Consider the following 24,002-nt stretch of genomic DNA (forward strand, 5'->3'; position numbering starts at 1 on the left):
GGGGTGGCCCTCCCGCCGCATTCTCCTGCATGACTTCGAAGGATTGACGTGAGCCCTGACGGAACGAGCCCCGACGGAATCCCCAGCGGAACGAATCCCGGTGGGAAGCGCCGGCGCTTCAGGCTCGGCCGGACCGGCCGTCGCGTGCTGGGGGTCACCTCGGTGACTGTCGTCTCGCTCTCCCTGGCCGCTGCCGCGATCGCCTACCCCGGTTTCAAGACCGCGGATGTGGACCTCAACGACGGCGGCGTCTGGGTGACCTCCAACGCGCGCAACGCAGTGGGTCGCCTGAACTACGCCTCCCGGGTGCTGGACGGCGCCGTCACCCCGGCGAGCAACTCCTTCGACATCCTCCAATCGCGCCAGAACGTCCTGGTCCAGGACGGCCAGGGCTCGGCGCTCGGTCAGGTCAACCCCGCCACGGTGCGCCTGACCGGGGACCAGAAGCTCGCGGCGTCCTCCACGTCCGCGATCGGCGGGGATGTCATCGCGGTGGCGGACCCGTCCAAGGGCAAGGTCTGGGCCATGAAGGCCGATGCCCTGAGCGGGTATTCGCCGGATTCGGCGGAGCCTTCGGTGGTGGGCAGCGCCGGGATCCGCGCAGCGGTGAGTTCGGACGGTCACGTCTCCGTGGTGGACCCCGAGAAGGGCGCCGTCACCCAGTTCTCCTTGGACGGCGCCGGCACGGTGACCGACCGCTCGAGCCGGGACTGGTCCGATCTCAAGGGAGCGGGGGACATCCAGCTGGCCGTCCTCGGGCAGAAGACCGTGGTCCTCGACCCCGCCAAGGGCAAGCTCTTCCTCCCGGACGGCCGCAGCGTGACCGTCCAGGACGCCCGGAACGCGCGACTGCAGCAGAGCGGTCCGGACGCCGATCAGGTGGCGGTGGCCACCCCGACGGCCCTGATCGTCCAGCCGCTCGACGGCGGCAAGGCCACGGTGGTGGATGCCGGCGGAACCGGCGTGGCCGCAGCGCCGGTGCAGCAGGGCGGGTGTATTTACAGTGCGTGGAGCGGCAGCAACCGCTATGTGCGCAAGTGCGCCAACCCGGCCGACGACCAGCAGCGCGACGTCCCGCAGGCGAGCGCGTCGCCGTCGTTCGTGTTCCGCGTCAACCGCGAACTGGTGGTGCTCAACGACATCAACGCCGGCAATGTCTGGCTGGTGAACCAGAACATGCTCCTGGTCAACAACTGGGACGACGTGATCCCGCCCAAGAACACCTCGCAGGACGCGGACAAGGATTCCGCGGACGAGGTGCAGCAGACCACGCTGCCGGATCGCAGCAAACCCAACACCCCGCCGGTCGCGAAACCGGACAGCTACGGCGTGCGCGCCGGCCGGACCACCATCCTGAGCGTTCTGGACAACGACTCCGACGCCGACGGCGATGTGCTGAGGGTGCGGGCGGAGAATCAGCCGTCGATCGGCCGGGTCGAGAGCATCTACGGCGGCACCGGATTCCAGGTCTCCGTGCCGGCGGATAAACACGGCAGCGCCGAGTTCAAGTACATGGCGGACGACGGCCGGAACGGCCAGGCGGCGGCCCAGGTGACCCTGGAGGTCATCCCGCCGGAGGTCAACCGCAAACCCCAGCTGAAGCCGGGACGCATCCCGACCTTGATCCTCCAGCAGGGCAAGCAGCTCGTGCAGAACGTCCTGCCGGACTTCATGGATCCGGACGGGGACGACATGTTCCTCACCGGCGCCACCAGCAGCAATGCCGGCGACGTCGTGCGCACCCGCCCGGACGGTCAGCTGACCCTGCAGGACGCGGGCTCCGTCCCCGGCAAGCGCACCCTGACGCTGCGGATCTCCGACGGCCGTGACACCGCGGAGATCCGCGTGACGGCCGACGTCCGCCCGCCGAGCGCCCTCGCGCCGCTGGCCAACGCGGATTCTGTCATCGTGCCCGCGGGCCAGAAGATCACCGTGGCGCCGCTGAAGAACGACGTCGACCCGCTCGGGGGTTCCCTCCGGCTCGCCCGGGTGGCGCCGGACGCCCAGTCGACGGCGGTCATCGGCGCCGACCAGCAGACGTTCCAGTTCAGTTCGACTCTGGTCGGCACCCACTACGTCACCTACACCGTGACCAACGGCCCGGCCGCCGCCCAGCAGCTCGTGCGCGTGGACGTGGTGCCGTCGAACGCGGATGGCCCGCCCATCGCGGTCCGTGACGTCGCCCAGCTGCCGAGCGGTGGCAGCACCCTCGTGGACGTTCTCGGCAACGACTTCGATCCCGCGGGCGGCGTGCTGGTGGTGCAGTCGGTGACGCTGCCGAACGGGGCGCCCGTCAGCGTCTCGGTCCTGGACCACAGCGTGGTCCGGGTGACGGATCTGCATGCCCAGGGCACCGTGACGCTCAAATACTCCATCTCCAACGGGAAGGCCTCCGCGACCGGTGAGATCGCCGTGGTCGTGATCCCGTCGCCGTCCAAGCTGCCGGCTCCGCAGGCCAAGGACGACGAGGCCACCGTCCGGGTGGGAGACGTGGTCACGATCCCGGTCCTCGCCAACGACGTGGACCCCAACGGCGGCAAGCTCACGCTCGATCCGAAGCTGGCCGAAGTGCCGGACACCGCTGACGGACGGATCTTCACCTCCGGGAACACCGTCCGGTTCCTCGCGGGTCCGACGCCCAAGACGGTCTACGCGACCTACAAGGTGCTGAACGAATCCGGGCAGGCCGACTCGGCCCAGCTCACCATCCGCATCAAGGCCCGCGACGACGAGCGCAACGCACGACCGGAGCCCAAGAACGTCACGGCCCGGGTTCTGGCGGGCATGAGGATCAAGATCGCCATCCCTCTGGACGGCATCGACCCGGACGGCGACTCGGTGGAACTGGTGGGCGTGGACAAGGCCCCCACCCTGGGCACCGCCGTCGTGGGGGAGGGCGTCATCGAGTACATCGCCGGCGCCGCCTCCGCAGGGACGGACACGTTCACGTACCGCGTGCGGGACCGCATCGGAGCGGAGAACACCGGCACCGTGATCGTGGGCGTCGCGCCGGCGGCCACGGTCAATCAGAAACCGCTGGCCGTGGATGACTTCGCCGAGGTCAAGCCGGGCCGCCGGATCGCGGTGGACGCCCTGGCGAACGACTCCGATCCCGACGGGGATCCGATCGCACTCGTCAAGGACCGTTTCGAGAGCGAGTCCGGCCTCAACGCCTCCGCCACCGAGAACGGCCGGGTCCTGCTGACCGCGCCGGGCACGGAAGGCACCCACAACATCCGCTACTCGATCGTCGATGACAAGGGCGCTCAGGCGAGCGCCGTCGTCGTGCTCAAGGTCAATCCGCGGGCGGTGCCGAAGGCGCCCATCGCCAACGACGATCACGTGACCCTTGCCGAAACCCTCGGCAAGACGGCGGTGGACATCCCCGTGCTGAAGAACGACTCGGATCCGGACGGGGTGACCGAGGATCTGAAGATCACGTTCCCGGACGGCAACCCGAACGCGAGCCTGGGCCCCGACGGCAAGGTCCGCGTGAAACTCGCGGAGAACGCCCAGCTCATCCCGTACACGGTGACGGACCTCGACGGCCTCACGGCCACCGCGATCATGCACGTGCCGGGCCAGGGCAAGATGCCGCCGGCTCTGAAGAACGGCCAGGTGGTCGAGGTGACCGCGGGCCAGAGCGTCGACCTCAAGCTGTCCGACTACGTGGCGGTGCGGTCCGGCCGGACGCCCCGCATCACCGTGGCGGAGAAGGTCAGGGTCCTGGGCGCCTCGGCGGACAAGGTCGTGGGGTCCGACGGCGCCACCCTCCACTACGCGGCCCTGAAGGACTTCGTCGGACCCGGTTCGGTGACGTTCGAAGTGACCGACGGCAACAGCCCGGACGACGCCGACGGCCTCAAGTCCACGCTGACGATCCTCACGAAGGTCAAACCGGATCCCAACGCCAACCATCCGCCCACCTTCCTCGGAAGCCCCCTGGATGTGCCGGATGGGGAGACCGTCACCCTGGATCTCGGGCGCCTGGCGAAGGACGTGGACCAGGGCGATCAGGAGAAGCTCCGCTTCGCCCTGGATGGCACGCCCTCGGGCGAGCGCTTCGGCATCGCCCTCGAAGGGTCCCAGCTCAAGGTGACCGGAAAGCCCGGAACGGCCGCCGGCGCCCGCCAGGTGGTCGGCGTGACGGTGACCGACGGACGGTCCGATCCGGTCCGTGCCGAGATCTCGCTGCAGGCCGTCGCCTCCACGCGCCCGCTGCCCGTGGCCAACGACGATGTGGTGGACAAGGCCGACGCCGGGAAGCCGGTCACGGTCAAGGTCACCGAGAACGACGTCAACCCGTTCCCCGGAAGCCCGCTCAAGGTGGTCGACGCCCAGGTGGAGACCGGCAGCGCGAGTGGTTCGCCCGTCATCAACGGGGAGTCGCTCACGGTGACCCCGTCGGCCGACTACCGCGGCGTGCTCGTGGTGCGGTACTCCCTGGAGGACAAGACCCAGGATCCGTCGCGCCGCGCGACGGGCCGTGTGAAGATCACCGTGCGTGCCGCGCCGGACGCTCCGTCCGCCCCGACCGCCACGGATGTGCGGAACAAGACGGCCGTGCTGCACTGGTCGCCGCCGTCGGACAACGGCGCGCCCATCACGAAGTACACGGTGCGCTCCAGCAGCGGCTTCAACCAGGAGTGCACCACCACCACGTGCACCTTGACGGGTCTCACCAACAACGTGCCGTACCGCTTCACCGTGATCGCCACGAATGAGGTGGGCGATTCGAAGCCGTCGGCCGAGTCCAATGAGGTGCGCCCGGATGTGAAGCCGAATCAGCCGGACGCGCCGACGGTGAAGGCCGGCAACCAGGACATGGCGATCTCCTGGGCCCCTGCCAAGACCGAGGGGTCGCCGGTGGAAAGCTACAACCTGGAGATCTCGCCGCCGCCCGCCAGCGGCGTCGGCACCAAGACCGGCGTCACCGGCCTCAAGTACACCTGGACCGGGCTGACCAACGGCACCGAGTACCGGGTCCGTGTCCAGGCCGTGAACAAGGCCCCGACCCCCTCCGAGTGGAGTTCATACTCGGCGTCCGACCACCCGGCCGCGCCGCCGGCCCAGCCGGCAGCTCCCACCACCCGGGTGCTCTCCGCCGTGGGCAGCACGAACCAGGTCGCCGTCGACTGGGTCGCACCGGACCCGCACGGCGATCCCGTGAAGAACTACTTCGTGACGCGCCGCGGCGGTGGCCAGGCCGATCTGACCAAGACGGTGTCCGGGAGTGCGCTCAGCACGGAGTTCGAGGTCTCGAATCAGGAGGCCGAATACACCTTCACCGTGCAGGCGGAGAACAAGGCCGGCAAGAGTCCGGTCTCGGCGCCGAGCGCTCCCCGCCGTGCCACCGGCAAGCTGGGCATGCCGCAGAACGTGCGGGCGACGCCGGCGAACACCGGGGGCAACGGCCACCAACTGCAGGTCAGCTTCACTCCGTTGGACCAGGCGGGCCGCAACGGCTCCTCGACGTCAGAGGTGAGTTACCAGTACATCGTGACGTCGGGTTCGTACACGGATTCGGGTCCCATCCCCGCAGGTGGCGGAACGATCGGAGGGGTCCCGAACGGGGCGTCCGCGGCGGTCAAAATCAGGGCCGATTCCACCGTGGCCGAGAGTTCGGACAGCAGTCTCCCCGCCAACGCCACCCCATACGGCTCGCCCGGCACGCCGGATGCGAAGGGCCAGGACGGTTCACTCAACAGCACGAATGTGTCGTTCAGCTGGTCGTCGCCGTCCACGTCCACCAACGATGTGGCACAGACGAAGATCAACATCAATGGCGGCGGCTGGGAGGTGGTCGCCCCCAGCGGCAGCCGGAGCTACAACACGGGCGGGTACAGCAAGACCGTCCGCATCCAGGTCCAGACCTTCAACTCGCTCGGAAAGCCCGGCGGCACGGCTTCGGCGAGTGCGACGTCGGGGGCGCATAAGACCGAATGGCAGACCGCGTTGAACCCAGCGGTCGTGGAGCGGAGCTGTAGTTACACCTATAACGGGGTGAACTGGAGCGACGCTAACCATACGTGTGATGGTCAGAGCGGTTACAACGCGCCTTGGTTCGGCCCGGGTGATTCGTTCGCGGTGAAGTGCTGGGTGACCTTCGATAACCGGTACCAAGCCAAGGGCGGCGGAATCGGCAATAAGGGCAGCTACAACTGGTACTTGGTCGCGAACGGATCCAAGAACGCGGGACGGTACATCATCACTGGTCACACCACCCTGGGCGAACCCGGCGGCAACGACGTGCCGCACTGCTGAGGTCACATCAGGCCCTGATCAAGCGTCTGCCATGGGGAGCAGTCCCCATGGCGGACGCTTGCGCCGGTTATTCACCCGAAGTTACTTTTGAGTCGGCGTGTTCACATGGAACACTCAGAGCGGTGTCACAGGCGGCGGGGGCACGTCATAGGTCACCGTCCATCAGCACCGGCAGAGAGTAAGCGGAGGATCAGGATCGTGAGCCCAGGCGGCAGAGTCCCCAGGATCGGCAGGAAAGGGCGCCGCGTCATCGCGGTGACCTCCGTGACGGCGGTGTCGGTCTCCCTGGCGGCTGCCGCGATCGCGTACCCCGGTTTCAAGACCGCGGATGTGGACCTCAACGACGGCGGCGTCTGGGTGACCTCGAACGCGCGCAACGCGGTGGGCCGCCTCAACTACGCCTCCCGCGTGCTTGACGGAGCTGTCACACCGGCGAGCAACAAATTCGACATCCAGCAGAACGCCGGCCGCATCCTGGTCCAGGACGGCGCCGGCAGCAGCCTGAACACGGTGGACCCCTCGATCGTCCGTCTTGGACCCGATTACAAGCTGCCGCCCACCACCTCCGTGTCCCTGGGAGGCCAGACGGTCGCCCTGACCGAGGTCTCCAGCGGCAAGGTCTGGGTGACGACCCCGGACGAACTCTCCGGTTTCAACCCGGAGAACACCCCCGTCACCCTTCAGGGCGCCAATGGGCAGAACACGGTCACCGGCCTGGATGGGACGGTCCACAGCCTCAACCGTTCCAAGGGTGAGCTGACGGAGCTGCGGCAGGCCACCGAAGGCGGCGGGGTCGACCGTCAGACCCGGACGGTGAACGCGCTCAAGGACACGGGCGACCTTCAGCTCACCACGGTGGGCAGCGCCGTCGTCGCGTTCGAAGCGACGAGCGGCCGCGTGATCCGGGAAGACGGCTCCAGCATCACCGTCCCGGACTCCCGCGACGCGAAGCTGCAGCAGCCCAGCGCCGGGGGAGACGCCGTCATGCTCTCGACCGCCACGGCCCTCTGGAAGGTGCCGCTCGCCGGCGGCGAGGCCACCAAGACCGCGGTGGACGGCTCGGGCGATCCGGCGGCTCCGGTCCAGCTGAACGGCTGCACCTACGCGGCGTGGGCCGGCATCAACAAGTACCTGCGGAAGTGCGGTGATCCCGCCGATGACAAGAAGCAGGACATCCCGCAGGCCAGCAAGAGCCCGCAGTACGTGTTCCGCGTCAACCGGGACAACGTGGTCCTCAATGACGTGAACTCGGGCGTCGTCTGGCTGGTCAACCAGGACATGCTGCTCGTGGACAACTGGGACGAGGTCATTCCGCCCAAGAACCACAACTCGAACCAGGACGACAACTCGTCGGACACCACGGCCCGGAACGTCCTCCCGGACCGCACCAAGCCGAACAGGCCGCCCCAGGCCAAGCCGGACACCTTCGGAGTCCGGCCCGGGCAGACGACCATCCTCCCAGTGCTGGAGAACGACTCGGACCCCGACGGCGACGTGCTCACCGCCGCCGTCGACGGCGGCGGGCCGAAGACGGGAACTGTGGAGACGATCTACGGTGGCACGGCCTTCCAGATCGCGGTGCCCGCGTCCGCCACGCCCGGCACCGAGACCTTCCGCTACACCGCCGATGACGGCCGGAGCGGATCGAACTCCGCCGAGGTGACACTGCGGGTGGTGGGCCCGAAGGAGAACACGGCGCCGCGGCAGAAACCCGATCGCAGGACCACCCTGGTGGTGGAGAACGGCAAGCAGGTCAGCCAGAACGTCCTGCTCGACTGGATGGACCCGGACGGCGATGAGCTCGTGCTCATGGACGCCAAGGCCGAGAACCCCCAGGACCAGGTGAAGGTGCGCCGCGACGGACTGCTCACGTTCCAGGACGCCGGCACGGGTCCAGGCCGCAAGACCGTCACCGTCACCGTGTGGGACGGCCGGGAGAGCACGACCGGCCGCGTCACGGTGGACGTGCGCCCGAACGGCGCGCTGGTGCCCCAGGTCAACGCGGACCACGTGAACGCCGTGGCCGGTCAGCCGACCACCATCTCCCCACTGAAGAACGACGTCGACCCCAACGGCGGCAATCTCCGCCTCGCCAGCGTCGACGCCCAGGGCAAGGCGCAGCTGGGCCCGGTGACCGACGCGGGGACCTTCACCTTCCTGGCGAGAGCCTCCGGCACTTACTACGTCAGCTACGTCGTCAGCAACGGCCCCCAGAGCAATGTGGGACTGATCCGCGTCGACGTGGTGTCCGGCCGCGAGGAGGGCGCGCCCTCTGCCGTGCACGATGTCGCGCTCCTGCCCACGGGAGGCCAGGCGCTCGTGGCCCCGCTGGAGAACGACGACGACCCCGCCGGGGGAGTCCTGGTGCTGCAGTCGATCACGGTCGACCCTGATTCGGGCGTCTCCGCGACGATCCTCAACCACGAGGTCCTGCGGATCACCGATGTCCGGGGCGCCAACGCGCCGAGCACCATCCGGTACACCATCTCCAATGGCAGCAAGTCGGCCACGGGCACCATCTCGGTGATCCCCGTGCCCGCGCCGGCCGTCATCCAGGCGCCCGAGCCGAAGCCGGACGAAGTCAACGTCCGCGTGAACGATGTGGTGACCATCCCCGTCCTGGCCAATGACACGCACCCGCAGGGCGAGGAGCTCAGCGTCGATCAGAAGCTCACGGAGATGCCCGACGCCGCGGACGGAAAGGCCTGGGTCTCCGAGAAGTCGGTGCGTTTCCTGGCCGGCCCCACCCCGAAGACCGTGCGCGTCGTCTACAACGCCGTGGATCCGCAGGGTCAGAAGAGTGCTGCGCCGGTGACCATCCACATCCTGCCCATCGAGGGCCGGGAGAACTCCCGCCCCCAGGCCAAGAGCGTGACCAGCCGGGTCATCGCGGGCGGGACGGTGCGCATCGCGATCCCCATGGACGCGGTGGACCCCGACGGCGACTCGGTGCAGCTCGTGGGCGTGGAGAGCGCCCCGAAGAAGGGCACGGTCCAGCTCGGCAGCAACTACATCGACTACACGGCGGCCACCGACGCCTCCGGCACCGACACGTTCCAGTACCGGATCCAGGACCGGCAGGGCGCCGTCGCGACGGCCCTCGTGACCGTCGGCGTGGCGCCGCTGCCCGAAGTCAACCAGAGCCCGTCCGCCGTGGACGACGCGGTCACGGTCCGTCCCGGCCGTGAGGTCGCCGTCGCGGCCCTGGCCAACGACTCGGACCCGGACGGCGACACCATCGGCATCCTCAAGGACCGCCTCGACGCCAATCCCGCGCTGAAAGCCTCCGTGAGCGACACGAGTCACCGCATCCTCGCCACCGCTCCGCAGGAGGAGGGGACCGCCAGCCTGCGGTACACGATCGCCGACTCCCGCGGCGCGACGGCGGACGCCTCCGTGCGGATCATCGCGCGCAAGGACGTGCCCCTCAAGGCCCCGATCGCGCGCGATGATCGCGTCACCCAGGCGCAGACCCTGGGCAAGACGAGCGTCGACGTGCCCGTGCTTGAGAACGACGAGGACCCCGACGGTGTGGGGGAGAAGCTCAAGATCTCCAGCGAGAACCCCAACGCGCGTCCGAACGGCAAGGGCGGCCTCGCCGTCAACCTGACCAAGGACGCGCAGCTCGTGCCGTACACCGTCGAGGACGTGGACGGTCTCAAGGCCACGGCCATCGTCTGGGTGCCCGGTGTCGGGGAGCAGATCCCCGTCCTCGCCAAGGACGATGTGCTCGAGGTCAAGGCCGGCAGCAGCCTGGACTACCAGCTCAAGGAATGGGTGAAGGTCCGCGACGGCCGCACCCCGCGGATCACCCAGGTGGACCGCGTCACCATGATCGGCGCCGGTGTCCAGGACGCCGTGCGCGACAACGGCGGCACCCTGCGCTACGCGGCGAACCGGGACTACGTGGGCCCCGGCTCACTGAGCTTCGAAGTCACCGACGGCGACGGCCCGGACGATGCCAAGGGCCTGAAGGCCACGCTGACCATCCGCACGAAGGTCCTCGCCGACCCCGACCGCAACCACCCGCCGCGCTTCCTCGGCAGCACCGTGGAGGTCGCGGAGGACGGCGGCGCGACGGTCGACCTGTCGAAGCTGGCCAGCGACCCGGACAGCCGGGACCAGCTGCGCTTCTCCGTGGAGGGCGACGCGCCCACCGGCTTCCAGGCCGGCGTCGACGGCGCGACTCTGAAGACCTCGCTCAAGGGCGACACCAAGCCGGGCACGCGCGGCGTCCTGCGGCTGAAGGCCGACGACGGGCGGGGCGGCACCGCCGTCGCGACGTTCACCCTCGTGGCCAAGGCCTCGGTCCGCCCGCTTCCGGTGGCGAACGACGACACGGTGGCGAATGCGGACGCGGGCAAGCCCCGCTCGGTCCCGGTGCTCGCGAACGACGTCAACCCGTACCCGGAGACACCGCTGAAGATCAGCACCGCCGTCGTGGAGACGGGCAACGGCTCGGCGCTCGTGCAGGGTGACCAGGTGCAGGTGACCCCGGCCCAGAACTTCAGCGGCACCATGGTGGTGGCGTACACGGTCCGGGACAAGAAGGACGATCCGAGCCGCACGGCCACGGCCCGCATCCGGCTGACCGTCCGGGACAAGCCGGATGTCCCCGGCACCCCGAGCGCCAGCAATGTCGGGGACCGGACCGCGCTGCTGACGTGGCGTCCGCCGGCGGACCGTGGTGCTCCCATCGAGCACTACACGGTCAAGGGCGAGGGTGGCTTCACCCAGCAGTGCCCGGCGAACAGCTGCACCCTGAACGGCCTGACCAACAATGTGAAGTACCACTTCACCGTGACGGCCACCAACGCGGTGGGCGAATCCCAGGCGTCCGCGCCGTCGGCCGAGGTGCGTCCGGACACCCGTCCCGAGCAGCCGAACCCGCCGACCACGAAGTTCGGCGACAAGCAGATCTCCGTCGCCTGGCAGCCGGCCGTGACCAAGGGGTCGCCGGTCAGCTCTTACGAGCTCGAGATCTCCCCGCCCGCCCTGGACGGGGTCTCCAGCAAGCCGGGTCTGAAGGGCACCAGCACCGTCTGGACCGGCCTGAAGAACGGCGTCGCCTACAAGTTCCGGGTGCGGGCCTCCAACCAGGCGCCCGAGCCCAGCGAGTTCAGCGCCTACTCCACGGCCGAGACACCCGCGGGCGTTCCCGCCCAGCCACTGGCGCCCCGCGCGAGCTCCACGGATTCCGTGGGCAGCCAGAGCCAGCTGAGCGTGGAGTGGACCGCTCCGGACACGAACGGCGCCGCCATCACCGCGTACACCCTCACCACCTATCAGGGCGGCGCCGTGGTGAAGACGCTCAGCGTGCCCGGCAACCAGACGAGCGCGAACGTCACCATGCAGAACTCCGAGGCGGACTACAGCTTCACGGTCAGCGCCACGAACAAGGCCGGCAAGGGAGCCACGAGCCCCCAGTCCAACGCCGTCCGGGCCGCCGGCAAGCCGGGCACCGTCACGAACGGTTCCGTGACGGCTCCGGGCAATGGGGACGACCTCAAGGTGACCTTCAGCCCGCTGACGCCTGCCGCCCGTAACGGCTCGACCTCCTCGGAGATCAGCTACGAATGGCGGACGGCGTACGGCAGCGGACCCATCCCCGCGGGTGGTGGCGTCATCCACGGACAGCCCACCGGCAAGGACGTGACGGTGAACATCATCGCGCACTCCACGAAGAGCGCCATCGCGGGCGACGCGCAGAATGTCGGTCACGCGGTGGTGTACGGTCCGCCTGCGGCGCCCACCGTCACCGGCAGGACGTCCAAGGTGGGGGACACGTCGGCACACTGGACGTGGACCACGCCCAACGACAATGGCCGCGTGATCAACCGCTACCACGTCAGCGTGAACGGGGGAGCCTGGCAGAACGTGGGGCTCACCAACCGCTTCGACATCAACACCGGTGGCTTCGCCAAGACCTGGACGCTACGGGTCATCGCCTGCAACGGCACCGACGGCAACAACGACTGCGGAGCCTGGGGCAGCGACTCGGCGACCTCCGGCGCCGATCCCACCCCGCCGCCGCAGAACAAAGTCTCCGTGACCGCCTCGTCCGTGAACAGCTGCACGGAGGCGACCGGTGGCCAGAACGGACGCACCGGGTACAGCGCCGGGCCGCCCAAGTCCTGCTACGGCCGGGCCAGCGGTGGCGGCACCGATGCCCCGTGGCCGTGGCTGCACACCGGTAATGACGTTCCGGTGGACCGCTGTGGCAGCCCCTTCGGAGGCTCCGGCTGGTACCACATCACCGGCAACGGCTACGCGGACCGCTGGGTCCGCGCCGACACCGTGCGGGTGGTGTCCGGAAACGTGCGTTGCTAGTCTCTGTCCACCTGGCCTGCACCGTCCATCGGGAAAACGCCCAGGCCCGCTACACTCCCCAACAGATTCACTCGACACAAAGGAACACAGCATCATGACGATGACCACCGAGCAGGCCACGTGGTTCGCAGGGACCTTCGAGAAACTCGTGGCCAACGTCGGCCAGGCGGTGCTGGGCAAGCAGCACGTCATCCGGCTGACGGTCATGAGCATGCTCGCGGAGGGCCACGTGCTCTTCGAGGATGCCCCGGGGACGGGCAAGACCTCCCTGGCGCGCGCTCTCGCCGCGAGTGTCCAGGGGACGCACAACCGCATCCAGTTCACCCCGGACCTGCTGCCATCCGATGTGACGGGCGTGAACATCTACGACCAGAAGACGCAGCAGTTCAACTTCCACGAGGGTCCGGTCTTCGCCAACATCGTGCTGGCCGATGAGATCAACCGTGCCTCCCCGAAGACGCAGTCCGCGCTCCTCGAGGTCATGGAGGAGTCCCGCGTCACCGTGGACGGCGTCACCTACGAGGCCAAGCGCCCGTTCATGGTGCTGGCCACGCAGAACCCGATCGAGCAGGCCGGCACGTACCGTCTCCCCGAAGCCCAGCTGGACCGCTTCCTGATCAAGACGAGCATCGGCTACCCGGACCACAACTCCACCGTGGAACTGCTGAGCGGCGCGAGCCTCAAGGACCGGTCCAAGGCCCTCACCCCGATCATCACCACCAAGGCGATCGCGGACATGGCCGATCTGGCCTCCACCAACCACGTGGATCCGGCAGTCCTCGGCTACATCTCGCGGCTGACTGAGGAGACCCGCAACGCCCCGCAGACCCGTCTGGGAGTGTCCGTACGTGGCGCCCTCGCGATGGTACGGGCGGCCAAGGTCTGGGCCGCCGCGCAGGGCCGCAACTTCGTGCTCCCGGACGACGTCAAGGAACTGGCCCCCGTGGTGTGGACCCACCGTCTGGTCATGGACCCGGAGGCCGAATTCTCCGGGGCGACCCAGGAGCAGGTGATCTCCCGCGTTCTGACCGAGATCGCCGCGCCGCAGCAGAGGGCCTGACCCTCCGCCGTTCCCACGGCCACGACATGACCGCCCCTACGGAGTTGAAGGCACACCACAGATGAGCGAGAACGCCCCCACATCGCGGCGCGCAGCGCGGGAGGCCCGGCGCGCCCAGGATCAGGGCGCCCCGCCGCCCCCGGGGGACGACCGGACCATTCGGAGGCCCGCGGCCGGCACAAGGCCGCCTCAGCCCTCCGCCCCGCCGGCGCAGGGTCCTGGAGCAGCGGCGCAGGCTTCTGGAAATCCGGCACAGGCCGGCGGATCCGGCCCGTCGCCGTCGCGCCCGCCCCGTGGTGCCCGGCGCCCGGGGAAAGCCGCTCGCGCCGGTAAGGCCTCCGGCGCCGCCAAAGCGCCGCGCCCGAACCGGCCTGCGGGCAAGGACACCACCGCGGAGGCACTCGCCGGGTTCCGGACCGTCACCGCCCGTCCCGTGTCCGTCCTCCGGCAGGCCTGGCGGGTGATCGTGGACGTCTGCGGTCCCGTGGTCGGCCGGGTCCGTGACGTCCTGGTCCGCCGCGTGGGTCCCGTGGTCTCGGTCATCACGCCCCTGGGCTGGGCCTGCCTGGCGCTCGTCGCGTGCATGGCGTGGTTCGCGATCTCCTTCGGCTGGCAGGAGGCCGCCGCGCTCGGGCTCCTCCTGGGCGTGCTGCTCGTGGCGAGCTGCGCGTTCATCGTGGGACGGTCCTCCTACCAGGTGACGCTCGATCTGACACGCACCCGCGTGGCAGTGGGGGACAACGCCGTGGGCGGCATCTCCGTGATCAACACGGCTCCGCGGCCGGTCATGCACTCGACCCTCGAACTTCCTGTGGGCCGTGCGGTGGCCAGCTTCCCGATCCCGCGGCTCCGTCCCCAGGAACTGCACGAGGACCTGTTCAGCATCCCCACGAACCGCCGTCAGGTGATCATGGTCGGACCGGCCGTCTCCGTCCGGGCGGATCCCTTCCACCTCCTCAAGCGCCAGATTCGCTGGACCGACCCGGTGGAGCTCTTCGTGCACCCGCGCACGGTGGCGCTGGGCAGTCCGGCCGCCGGCTTCATCCGCGACCTGGAGGGCATGACCACCAAGGAGCTCTCCAACACGGACGTGTCCTTCCACGCCCTGCGGGAGTACGCCCCGGGCGATGACCGCCGCCACATCCACTGGAAGACCGTGGCCCGCCTGGGAACCCTCATGGTCCGCCAGTTCGAGGAGACCCGCCGCGCGCATCTGGCGATCGCCCTCTCGGCCAACCTCGACGAATACGCCACCGAACTCGAGTTCGAACTCGCCATCTCCGTGGCCTGCTCCGTGGGCCGGCAGGCGCTCGTGGAACAGCGCGAACTGGACATCCTCACCCAGCGCGGGCCGCTCCGCTGTGCCACCGGGCGGACCATGCTGGATGACGCGACCAGGCTCCAGAGCATGACCGGCCGCCGGGACGCCGTGGACCTCGCCCGCCGACTGGCCGACCGGGTGCCGAACGCATCGGTCGTCTTCTTCGTGGTCGGCAGCCATGTGACCCCGGCTCAGCTGCGCTCCTGCGCGGCGTCCGTCCTGCCCGGGGTCCGCGCCATGGCGATCCGCATCCAGCCCGGGGCCGCGCCGTCCCGCGCCATCATCGCCGATCTGACCGTGCTCACCCTGGGCGGTCTCGACGATCTGGCTCTCGTTCTGCGAAAGGCGGTCGCATGAGCACCGCGTCCACCACTCGCATCCTCGGCCGGCAGGGGCTCCCCTCCTGGCAGGACCTCGTCGACGCAGCGGCCCTGTTCCTGCTGCTGGGTCTGGGCGTCCTCGGCCTGCACCTCAGCTACGGCGGAGACCCGCGGTACCTCGTGGCCGGCCTGGGCGGTGTCGCGCTGGGTCTCGGCGTCGCGGTCCTGAGCCATCGCCTGAAGATGGGTCTGCTGGCGACGGCGGGCTCCGGCGTCCTGGTCTACTTCCTCTTCGGCAGCGCCCTCGCGACCCCCACGCAGGCCCTGTTCGGTGTCCTGCCGAGCCTGGATTCCCTGCGCACGCTGCTGCTCGGCATCGTGTTCTCGTGGAAGGACATGCTGACCGTCGGCGTCCCGGTCGGCGTGGCCGATGACATGCTGGTCGTCCCGTTCCTCGCCGGGCTCCTCTGCGCCGTGGCGGCCGGTCTGCTGACCTGGCGGCTCCGCAGCGCGCTCTGGCCCCTGCTGCCCGTCCTCGCGCTCTTCGTGGTCGGAGTGGCCTTCAGCACCAATGCGAGCTTCCTGACCGTGCCGCGCGGCGTCGCACTCGGCGTCGGGGCCCTCATCTGGGCTTCCTGGCGCCGCTCCCGCCTGCGCAGCGTGGAGGCGCGGATCGTCGCCAAGGGAGCCGAGCACGACGCCGGCGCCGTGCGCCGGGCGCGATTCAACCGTCTGGCGCTGGGCGCCGCGGTGGTGGCCGGCGCCGTGGTCGTCACGGCTCTGGCGTCCCCGGCCGTGACGGCGACCACCGAGCGGAAGGTGCTGCGCGACGTCGTGGTCCCGCCGTTCGACCCGCGCAACTACATCACGCCGCTGGCGAGCTTCCGCACCATGGTCAAGGACCAGAAGGACAAGACGCTCTTCGAGGTCAAAGGCCTGCCGAAGGACGGCAGGGTGCGCCTCGCAGCCCTGGACAGCTACAACGGCACGGTTTACAACGTGGACCCGAACGGCACCGGCAACTTCAGCAAGGTCGGTGACGCCCGCGCGCTGAACCCCCAAGCGCCCACGGGCGACGGCACCTCCGATTACACGATCGATGTGACGGTGGGGGAGTACCAGGGGTACTTCGTGCCGGGCGGCACCCGGACGGTCGGGTTCGACTTCCCGGTCTCAAGCGCGGCCGGCAGCGGCCTGTACTTCAATTCCGGCTCGGACACCGCGATCAGCACGCTCGGCCTGGGCAAGGGGGACCACTACACCGTGCAGGTGCAGGTCCCTCCCACGCTCAGCCACGGCCAGCTGACGCAGTACCGCGTGGCGGCGGACACGCTGCCGAGGCCGCAGGGGGTCCCGCAGGCGCTCGCACAGAAGGCGGACCAGATCGCCGGGGACGCGCCCACGGACATCGACCGGGTGCGTCAGATCGAGGCATACTTCCGGACCAAGGGCGCGTTCAGCAACGGGCTCGTCACGGAGGGCCAGGTCCCCAGCCTGTCCGGCCATGGTGCGGCTCGTCTGACGACGCTCTTCACGGCCAAGCAGATGCTGGGCGACGACGAGCAGTACGCTTCCGCGATGGCGCTGATCTGCCGTCAGCTGGGTCTCCCCGCCCGCGTGGTGATGGGTTTCTACCCGGACCCCAAGAGCCCGCAGAACGGCGGTGGGGACATCCAGATCAAGGGCAAGGACGTGCACGCCTGGGTCGAGGTCAACTTCGACCGCGCCGGCTGGATCCCGTTCGATCCGACGCCGCCGAAGGACAACGTCCCGATTCCGCCGGACCCGGAGAAGAACTCCAAGCCGAAGCCGCAGGTCCTGCAGCCGCCGCCCCCGCCGCAGGAGCCGGCCGAGCTGCCGCCGGACTCCCAGCCCGAGGCCGCCGACGCCGACCAGAAGAAGAACGATTTCTGGTCCGTCCTCGGCCCCATCCTCGCCACGATCGGCCTCGCGGCCATCCCGGTGCTGATCCTGGCGCTGCCCCTGGTGGTGATCGCCGTCCTCAAGAGCCGCCGGCGCAAGAAGCGGGCGCTCGAAGGGCCGCCGGCCCAGCGGTTCTCGGGAGGCTGGAGCGAGGTGGTCAGCCTGGCCACGGATCTCGGCGCGCCCGTCGACCCGAAGGCCACGCGCCGTGAAACGTCCTCCCTGGTGGGCGAGTCCTTCCCGAGTGCGGCGCCCGGCACGGTGCTGCTCGCTCAGCGTGCGGACGCGGCCGTGTTCGGCGCCGGGGAACCGGCCGAGGAGGAAGTGCGGGCGTACTGGGAGAATGTGGACCAGTCCCTGACGAGCATGACCGAGGGGATGGGCTTCTGGCGCCGCCAGCGGGCCAGGTTCTCGCCTCGCTCGCTGCTGGTGGAAGCACGCACGGTCCTGGAATCCGGCCCTCGGGGCCTCCTGGAGAAGGTACGACGCAGTAAAGGAGAAGGGCAATGAGCATCAATGTTGAACGCTGCCCCCAGTGTCAGCAACAGCTCACCCCCGGAGCGGGGTTCTGCCTCGCCTGCGGCACGTCCCTGAGCAACCGGGCGGCGCTGAGGAACGGCGTGCAGCACCCTCAGCAGCCGGGCGGCGCCCCGCAGGGCGGTCCGTGGCAGTCCTCGAGCCCGGGGATCGTCGCCCAGCATCCTGACCAGCTTCCGGCCACGCAGCCCGTGGTCCGCGCGGGTGCGGCGAAGCGGCTCTTCTCCAAGCTGATCGACCTGGCGGTGCCGGGCATCATCGCGGGCGTCCTGCTCTCGGTGGGCACGGCAGCACTCCTGAAGAACGGTCTGGCCGGCTCCGCCAATCTCGGGCCGAGCCAGGAGGACGTGATCTTCGCCGTCATCATGTCCGGCCTCGCGGTGCTGATCTGGCTGGCGTATGTGGTGACCATGTGGATCATGGAGGCCCGGAGCGGCAACTCGCTCGGCAACGCCATCTTCGGCATCCGCACCACCGAGCTCGAGGGATATGCCCCGGGCGCGGGAGCGGTGTTCCTGCGGTGGCTCGTCCTGCTGGCGCCCAACATCCTGTTCGCCCTGGTGGGCGGCATCATGTCGTTCTTCGCACCGGCCGGAGTGGTGCAGGTCGTCGGAGGCATCGGCTCGATCGTGTCCTTCGTGTGGCTGATCGTGGCGGGTGTGTCCAACGCCTGGGATCCGAATGAACGCCAGCAGGGCTGGCATGACAAGGTCGCCCGCACGCTGGTCTTCGACGTCCGTGCCGGACGCAACCCCGTGACCACCGAGGGCATCGCGGGAACGCACAGTTACCCGACGCTCGACCTGCCCGCCGTCCGCCCCGTGGTGTCGCCGCTGGCCGCGCACGGCCAGGCTCAGCAGACCCCTCAGCAGGCGCAGCAGCAGCCGGCACAGCAGCAGGCGGTCACGCCCGTCGTCGTTCCTCAGCCTGGTCCGGCCGCCCCGCAGCCGCAGGGCCGTCAGGTCCCGCCGGTGCCGCAGGCGCCGTTCCCGGCACAGTTCGGGGAACCCGCGCAGCCCGAGCAGCCCGACCCCCAGCAGTACGGTCAGCAGCAGTACGGTCAGCCCCAGTACGGCCAGCCGGCGCCGTTCGCCCCGCCGCAGCAGCAGTTCGCCCCTCCGGCGGCGCCCGCCGACCACGGGGAGACGATGCTCCGCGCCCACCTGCCGTCCGGCGCCGCCGGTCAGCAGGACTCCCTGGTCCTTCTGCTCGACGACGGCGCGCAGGTCCCGCTCGAGGAGGGCGTCCTGATCGGGCGCAACCCGACCGCCCGGGCCGGGGAGGAGCGTCTGCGTCTGCTGGCACTCGACGATGCCGGCCGGTCCATTTCGAAGACCCACCTCCTGGTGGTCCCGGCCTCGGGCGGCGCCTGGGTCACGGACCGCCAGTCGACCAACGGCAGTGGTGAAATGCTGGCCGACGGCACCCTGGTCCGCCTCGTGGCGGGCGAGGCACGTTTCGTCCGGCCCGGGTCAACTGTGAAATTCGGGGACCGGACTTTTAAGCTGAGCACACCATGATCTCTGAAGTCCCCTCTGATTTCGCCTCGGCCCACGACGCCGGGCCTCTCACCCTCACCGCCGGCTTCGGCACGGACCGGGGTCTCCGCCGCGAGCTGAACGAGGATTCGCTCATCGCGCAGGACCCCGTCTACGCCGTGGCGGACGGCATGGGCGGGCACGAAGCGGGGGAGATCGCCAGCGGCATCTGCGTCCGCACGCTCGCCCAGCGCCTGGCCACCCCGGAAGGCAACCGCGACGTGGACGTGACCCGTCTGCAGGAGGCTCTCCAGGAAGCCGATCTGGCGATCCGCCAGCAGGGTTCCGGTCGCGCCGGGACGACGCTGAGCGGCGTCGCGGTGGTGGAACAGAACCAGAAGCCGTACTGGCTGGTGTTCAACGTCGGAGACGCCCGGACGTACCGGCTCAGCCGGGGCACGTTCGAGCGCGTGACGGTGGATCATTCCGAGGTTCAGGAACTGATCGACAACGGCTCCATCTCCGCCACGCAGGCCCTACGGCATCCGCGCCGTCACGTGGTGACCCGTGCACTCGGCAGCGGCGACGGCGGCGCACCGGATTACTGGCTCCTGCCGATCGAGGACGGCGACCGGGTCATGGTGTGTTCGGATGGGCTGACCGGCGAGGTCTCCGACGAGTTCATCCGGCGCGTCCTGCAGAGCACCTTCGACCCGCAGGAAGCCGCGGACGCCTTGATCCAGGCCGCACTCCGCAACGGCGGCCGCGACAATGTCAGCGTGGTGGTGGTCGACGCTTTCGCCCACGACGGCGAACTGACCACCTCTCCCCGCATCGACGCGGAGACTGAGGACACTTTGCCGCGGGAGCTCCTGGCGCTCCGCGAGGAGAGCGCCGCGCCCGCCGCGGCGTCAGGGGAGGAAGAATGAACACCAATCATTACCGGCAGGGGCCGTGGCTCTACGTCCTGCGCAATGGGATCGCGGTGGTGGTGTCCCCGGACTCCGGCACCGAGAGGATCCAGCAGCTCTGGGAGCTCCTGGGCCGCAACCCGTCCGTGGACCAGCTGCTGAACGAGGTCACCCGCTCGTTCGGGACCTCGGTCACCGGCCTTCCCGATTTCGCAGTGGTCGATCACCGGGACTCCCTGCGGGTGTTCCTCCGGGGCGATCTGCAGGTCCGGACCCTCGACGGCAGCGGCCACGAGGTGCACGGCCGCGGGGTGACCACCTGGAACGAGCGCACCCTGCCGTCCAGCGACACCTTCGAGATCCGCGCCGGTGAGCCGTCGGACGAGGACGACGATCCGTGGATGCCGCTCGACGCGGGCGTCGTGACGGCGTCCGTCCTGGTGGTCGGCGAACTTCCGGTGGCCGAGGAGCCGGGTGAAGCTTCCGGCGATGTTGCCGCGGAGGATCTGCCCGCGACGGCGCACGAGGACACGGTGGACGCGCCGCTCTTCGCCGCGCCCGCGCCGTCGTGGAACCCGTCGGCGAGTGTCTCACCCGCGCCGCAGTCGGCCGTCTCCTGGGACCCCTCGTCGGACGAGGACGACGACGAGCCCTCCTACAGCCTCGACGGCCAGACGGACAGCCTGGCCACGGAGCTTCTGGGGGCGCGGGCGGCGCGCGAGGACTCGGACGCGGGAGACTCCGTGGACGCCGAGGCCGACCAGGACGCGTCGGAAGACGAGGCCGGGGACGAGCCCGGCCAGGGCGACGGCGCGCCGTTGGATGACGCCCAGGCGGACGGTGCCTCGTTGGACGGTGCCGTCGTGGTCTCGGACGAGGAAGCCCAGGCAACGGGCGACGGGGACGCGGGCGAGGGCCCGGAGGCTGCCTCCGGGCAGCATTCCGGCGACGTTCCGGCGCACCATCATGATGCCGACGCGCCCAACGACCTCACCACCACCTACGATCACCTCTGGGATCAGTTCCTGTCGACGCCGGACGGCGCGGAATCGTCAGACGGCGCAGAGGCGTCAGACGGCGTGAAGAAACCGGACGCCACGGCGGACGCCAACGGAACCGGCACCGGGTCCAGCAACGCCGCCCCGGACGGCCACGGCGCCGACCAGGACCCGGCGCCGGCGGAGACCCCGGAGCCTTCCTCCGGTCCGGCCGGCCAGGACGAGTCCCAGAACACCCTCCTGCCGTCCGCGGAGGCCGAGGAATCCCTCATCGACGAGGTGCCCTGGGCGCGTTCCGGAGGTCCGGCCCCGGTCGTGGCGCCGGTTGCGGTCCCAACTCCGGCGCAGTCTCCCGGCGGAGTGGCCTCACCGCCTCCATTGCCGCCGACGCCGCCGTCGTTCCCTCCGGGAGCGCCGCAAGGCGACGATCCGGATCACGACGGGCACACGGTGTTCCGCAGTGAACTGCCCGCGGGCGTTCCTCAGGCCGCCCCCCAAGCCGCTCCGGAAGCGCCCGCCAACGGACCCCGGGTCCTGGCGCGGATGTGCCTCCGGGGTCACGCCAACCCGCCAACCCGGACGCACTGCATGATCTGCGAGGAGCAGATCGCCGGCGACGCCGCGAGCGTTCCGCGCCCGGCGCTCGGCCGGCTGCGGCTGCCCAGCGGCGAGACCGTGGTGCTGGACCGCAACGTGATCCTGGGCCGTCAGCCGTCCGTCTCCCGGGTCTCCGGCGGGGACATGCCCCACCTCGTGCAGGTGGACAGTCCCAAGAGGGACATCTCCCGTTCGCACGCCGAGGTCCGGCTGGAAGGCTGGAACGTGGTGCTGTGCGATCTGAACTCGAGCAACGGCACGGTGCTGCTGCGGGACGGACAGTCCCCGCGCCGCCTCGGCCAGGCGGAGACGGCGCTCGTGCTGAGCGGCGACGTCGCCGAGCTCGGTGACCAGGTCTACATCGTCTTCGAGGATCTCCCGTGAGCCGTAAACGCCCCGCTGCCCCGCCGCCCCGGATCGACGGGTTCAACTACGTCCGGGTCCTCGGATCCGGTGGCTTTGCCGACGTCTACCTGTACCAGCAGGACAGGCCGCGCCGGCAGGTGGCCGTCAAGGTCCTCCACGCCGGTCTGAAGACCGAAGGCGCCCGGCGCGCCTTCGAGTCCGAAGCCAACCTGATGGCACAGCTGTCCACGCACCCGTACATCGTCACGATCTACGAAGCGGACATCACGCCGGACGGACACTCCTACCTGGCCATGGAGTACTGCTCCCGGCCGAGCCTGGACCTCCGCTACCGGAAGGAGCGCTTCCGTCTGCAGGAGGCTCTCGCCATCGGCATCCAGGTGGCCTCGGCCGTGGAGACGGCCCACCGGGCCGGCATCGCACACCGGGACATCAAGCCCGCCAACATCCTGGTCACGGACTACAACCGTCCCGCCCTCACCGACTTCGGCATCTCCGGCATCATCGGCGGGGATCCGGAGGAGGATGGCAACGACGGCGCCATGTCCGTGCCGTGGTCGCCGCCGGAGAGCTTCGCCTCCAGCTCCACCGACGGGGTGCTCGTGGACGTGTGGGCGCTCGGCGCCACCGTGTACACCCTCCTGGCAGGGCATTCTCCGTTCGCCGTCCCCGGCGCCGACAACTCCAACGCGGAGATGATCAACCGGATCAGCAACACGCCTCTGCCGCGGCTGGGACGCGCCGATGTGCCGGAGGCCCTGCAACTGGCGCTCGCGACGGCCATGGCCAAGAACCCGGCCGCCCGGTACCCCTCGGCGTATGCGTTCGGTCTGGCGCTGCAGCGCATCCAGGCCGAACTGAGCCTGTCCGTCACCGCGTTCGAGGTGATGGGCGATCCCATCCAGGACGACTCCCACTCGGACGAGGAGGTCGAGGCGACCCGGCTCCGCGGGATCTCCGTGATCGATCCGGACAGCTCCAGTGGCAGGACGGGCAGCACGGGCACCTCGGGGGACGGGACGGCACCGAACCGGACCACCCCGAACTACACGGCGCCGAACCAGACGCTGCCCGAGGACCCCACCATGATGCGGTCCACGGGCACGGTCCCCGGCACGTCCGGCGGCCCGGCGGCGCAGGGCGGCGCCGCCCCGGGGAGTGCTCCCTACGGCTACCACGGGGGCACGCCCGCCACACCGTCGGGTGGCACGGCGGGACCCGTGGGCCCTGCGGCCTGGGAACGGACCCGCGAGGACGACGCCACGAGCGCCACCCTGCTCCGCGGCATGCAGGGGTCAGGGACCACCGGCCAGCAGCACACGGGCCAGCTGAACACCGCTGGCCAGGACACCGGCCAGCAGTGGACCGGTTCGCCGCAGCCGCACGACGCCGGCCAGGGCGGCAGCCGCGCCAAGCTGTGGATCAGCGTGGTGGCCGGCGCGCTCCTGCTGGGGCTCGCCGTCGTGCTCGTGGTGGTGCTGAACCAGGGCGGCGGCAAGGGCCGCGACCGCTCCACGGACGCTGCCAGCCAGTCGAGCACCTCCGGGCTCTCCGGCGGGTCGACGGCCAAGCCGGTGGACCCTCTGGGCGACGGCACGGTGGCCGATGTGCGGAACCTCAGCGGCAGTCCGGACGGCTCGGGAAAGCTCTTCTTCTCCTGGAGCAACCCGGACCCGAGAGCGGGCGACACCTATAAGTGGCGCACCATTTCCGCCACCAAACAGGGGGATTGGGTGAAAGCCGAACAGAACAACGTCCGGGTGAAGCCGACGGCGGGGCAGCCCACCTGCATCCAGGTGATCGTGGTCCGCACCGACGGCTCCAGTTCCAGCGGGGATTCCGACTCGGCGAAGGTCTGCGTCCCCTGAGCGGGGGCCTGAATACGGGGCCGGAATAC

At 69.8% G+C, this 24,002-nt stretch carries 9 protein-coding genes; all 9 read left to right on the forward strand.

Annotation, left to right across the window (positions count from 1 at the left end):
* Positions 1–48: 48 nt before the first annotated feature.
* The 9 genes from P9849_RS04780 to P9849_RS04820 all read left to right on the forward strand — a co-directional run bounded on the left by P9849_RS04780 (position 49) and on the right by P9849_RS04820 (position 23,973).
* Positions 49–6,264 carry an Ig-like domain-containing protein gene (locus P9849_RS04780; RefSeq protein ID WP_347567916.1) on the forward strand — a complete coding sequence of 2,072 codons (6,216 nt, stop codon included), beginning with the start codon at positions 49–51 and terminating at the stop codon, positions 6,262–6,264.
* A gap of 198 nt (positions 6,265–6,462) precedes the next feature.
* A complete protein-coding gene (locus tag P9849_RS04785) occupies positions 6,463–12,594 on the forward strand; it encodes an Ig-like domain-containing protein (protein ID WP_278268541.1) in 6,132 nt (2,043 codons plus the stop codon).
* 94 nt (positions 12,595–12,688) lie between these two features.
* Positions 12,689–13,654 carry a MoxR family ATPase gene (locus tag P9849_RS04790; protein ID WP_066216929.1) on the forward strand — a complete coding sequence of 322 codons (966 nt, stop codon included), beginning with the start codon at positions 12,689–12,691 and terminating at the stop codon, positions 13,652–13,654.
* A 466-nt stretch (positions 13,655–14,120) separates the two neighbouring features.
* Positions 14,121–15,332, forward strand: coding sequence for a DUF58 domain-containing protein (locus tag P9849_RS04795; protein ID WP_278269096.1), 1,212 nt, complete (start codon positions 14,121–14,123; stop codon positions 15,330–15,332).
* Complete coding sequence (locus P9849_RS04800) at positions 15,329–17,728, forward strand: transglutaminase domain-containing protein (protein WP_278268542.1); 2,400 nt, start codon at positions 15,329–15,331, stop codon at positions 17,726–17,728. The genes P9849_RS04795 and P9849_RS04800 overlap by 4 nt, the downstream gene beginning before the upstream one ends.
* Positions 17,725–19,275, forward strand: coding sequence for an RDD family protein (locus tag P9849_RS04805; protein WP_278268543.1), 1,551 nt, complete (start codon positions 17,725–17,727; stop codon positions 19,273–19,275). Before P9849_RS04800 ends, P9849_RS04805 begins: the two co-directional genes overlap by 4 nt.
* On the forward strand, positions 19,272–20,162 hold the full coding sequence (locus P9849_RS04810) for a protein phosphatase 2C domain-containing protein (protein ID WP_278268544.1): 891 nt from the start codon (positions 19,272–19,274) through the stop codon (positions 20,160–20,162). The genes P9849_RS04805 and P9849_RS04810 overlap by 4 nt, the downstream gene beginning before the upstream one ends.
* Positions 20,159–22,123: an FHA domain-containing protein gene (locus tag P9849_RS04815; protein ID WP_278268545.1), complete on the forward strand. Its 1,965-nt coding sequence runs from the start codon at positions 20,159–20,161 to the stop codon at positions 22,121–22,123. Before P9849_RS04810 ends, P9849_RS04815 begins: the two co-directional genes overlap by 4 nt.
* Complete coding sequence (locus P9849_RS04820) at positions 22,120–23,973, forward strand: serine/threonine-protein kinase (protein ID WP_278268546.1); 1,854 nt, start codon at positions 22,120–22,122, stop codon at positions 23,971–23,973. The genes P9849_RS04815 and P9849_RS04820 overlap by 4 nt, the downstream gene beginning before the upstream one ends.
* The last annotated feature ends 29 nt before the right edge of the window (positions 23,974–24,002 follow it).

This window comes from Arthrobacter sp. Y-9, from assembly GCF_029690065.1.
GTDB lineage: Bacteria > Actinomycetota > Actinomycetes > Actinomycetales > Micrococcaceae > Arthrobacter_E.

Coding starts and splice junctions, on each gene's coding strand:
- P9849_RS04790 (WP_066216929.1), top strand. CDS start 12,689: ATGACGATGACCACCGAGCAGGCCACGTGGTTCGCAGGGACCTTCGAG.
- P9849_RS04800 (WP_278268542.1), top strand. CDS start 15,329: ATGAGCACCGCGTCCACCACTCGCATCCTCGGCCGGCAGGGGCTCCCC.
- P9849_RS04805 (WP_278268543.1), top strand. CDS start 17,725: ATGAGCATCAATGTTGAACGCTGCCCCCAGTGTCAGCAACAGCTCACC.
- P9849_RS04810 (WP_278268544.1), top strand. CDS start 19,272: ATGATCTCTGAAGTCCCCTCTGATTTCGCCTCGGCCCACGACGCCGGG.
- P9849_RS04815 (WP_278268545.1), top strand. CDS start 20,159: ATGAACACCAATCATTACCGGCAGGGGCCGTGGCTCTACGTCCTGCGC.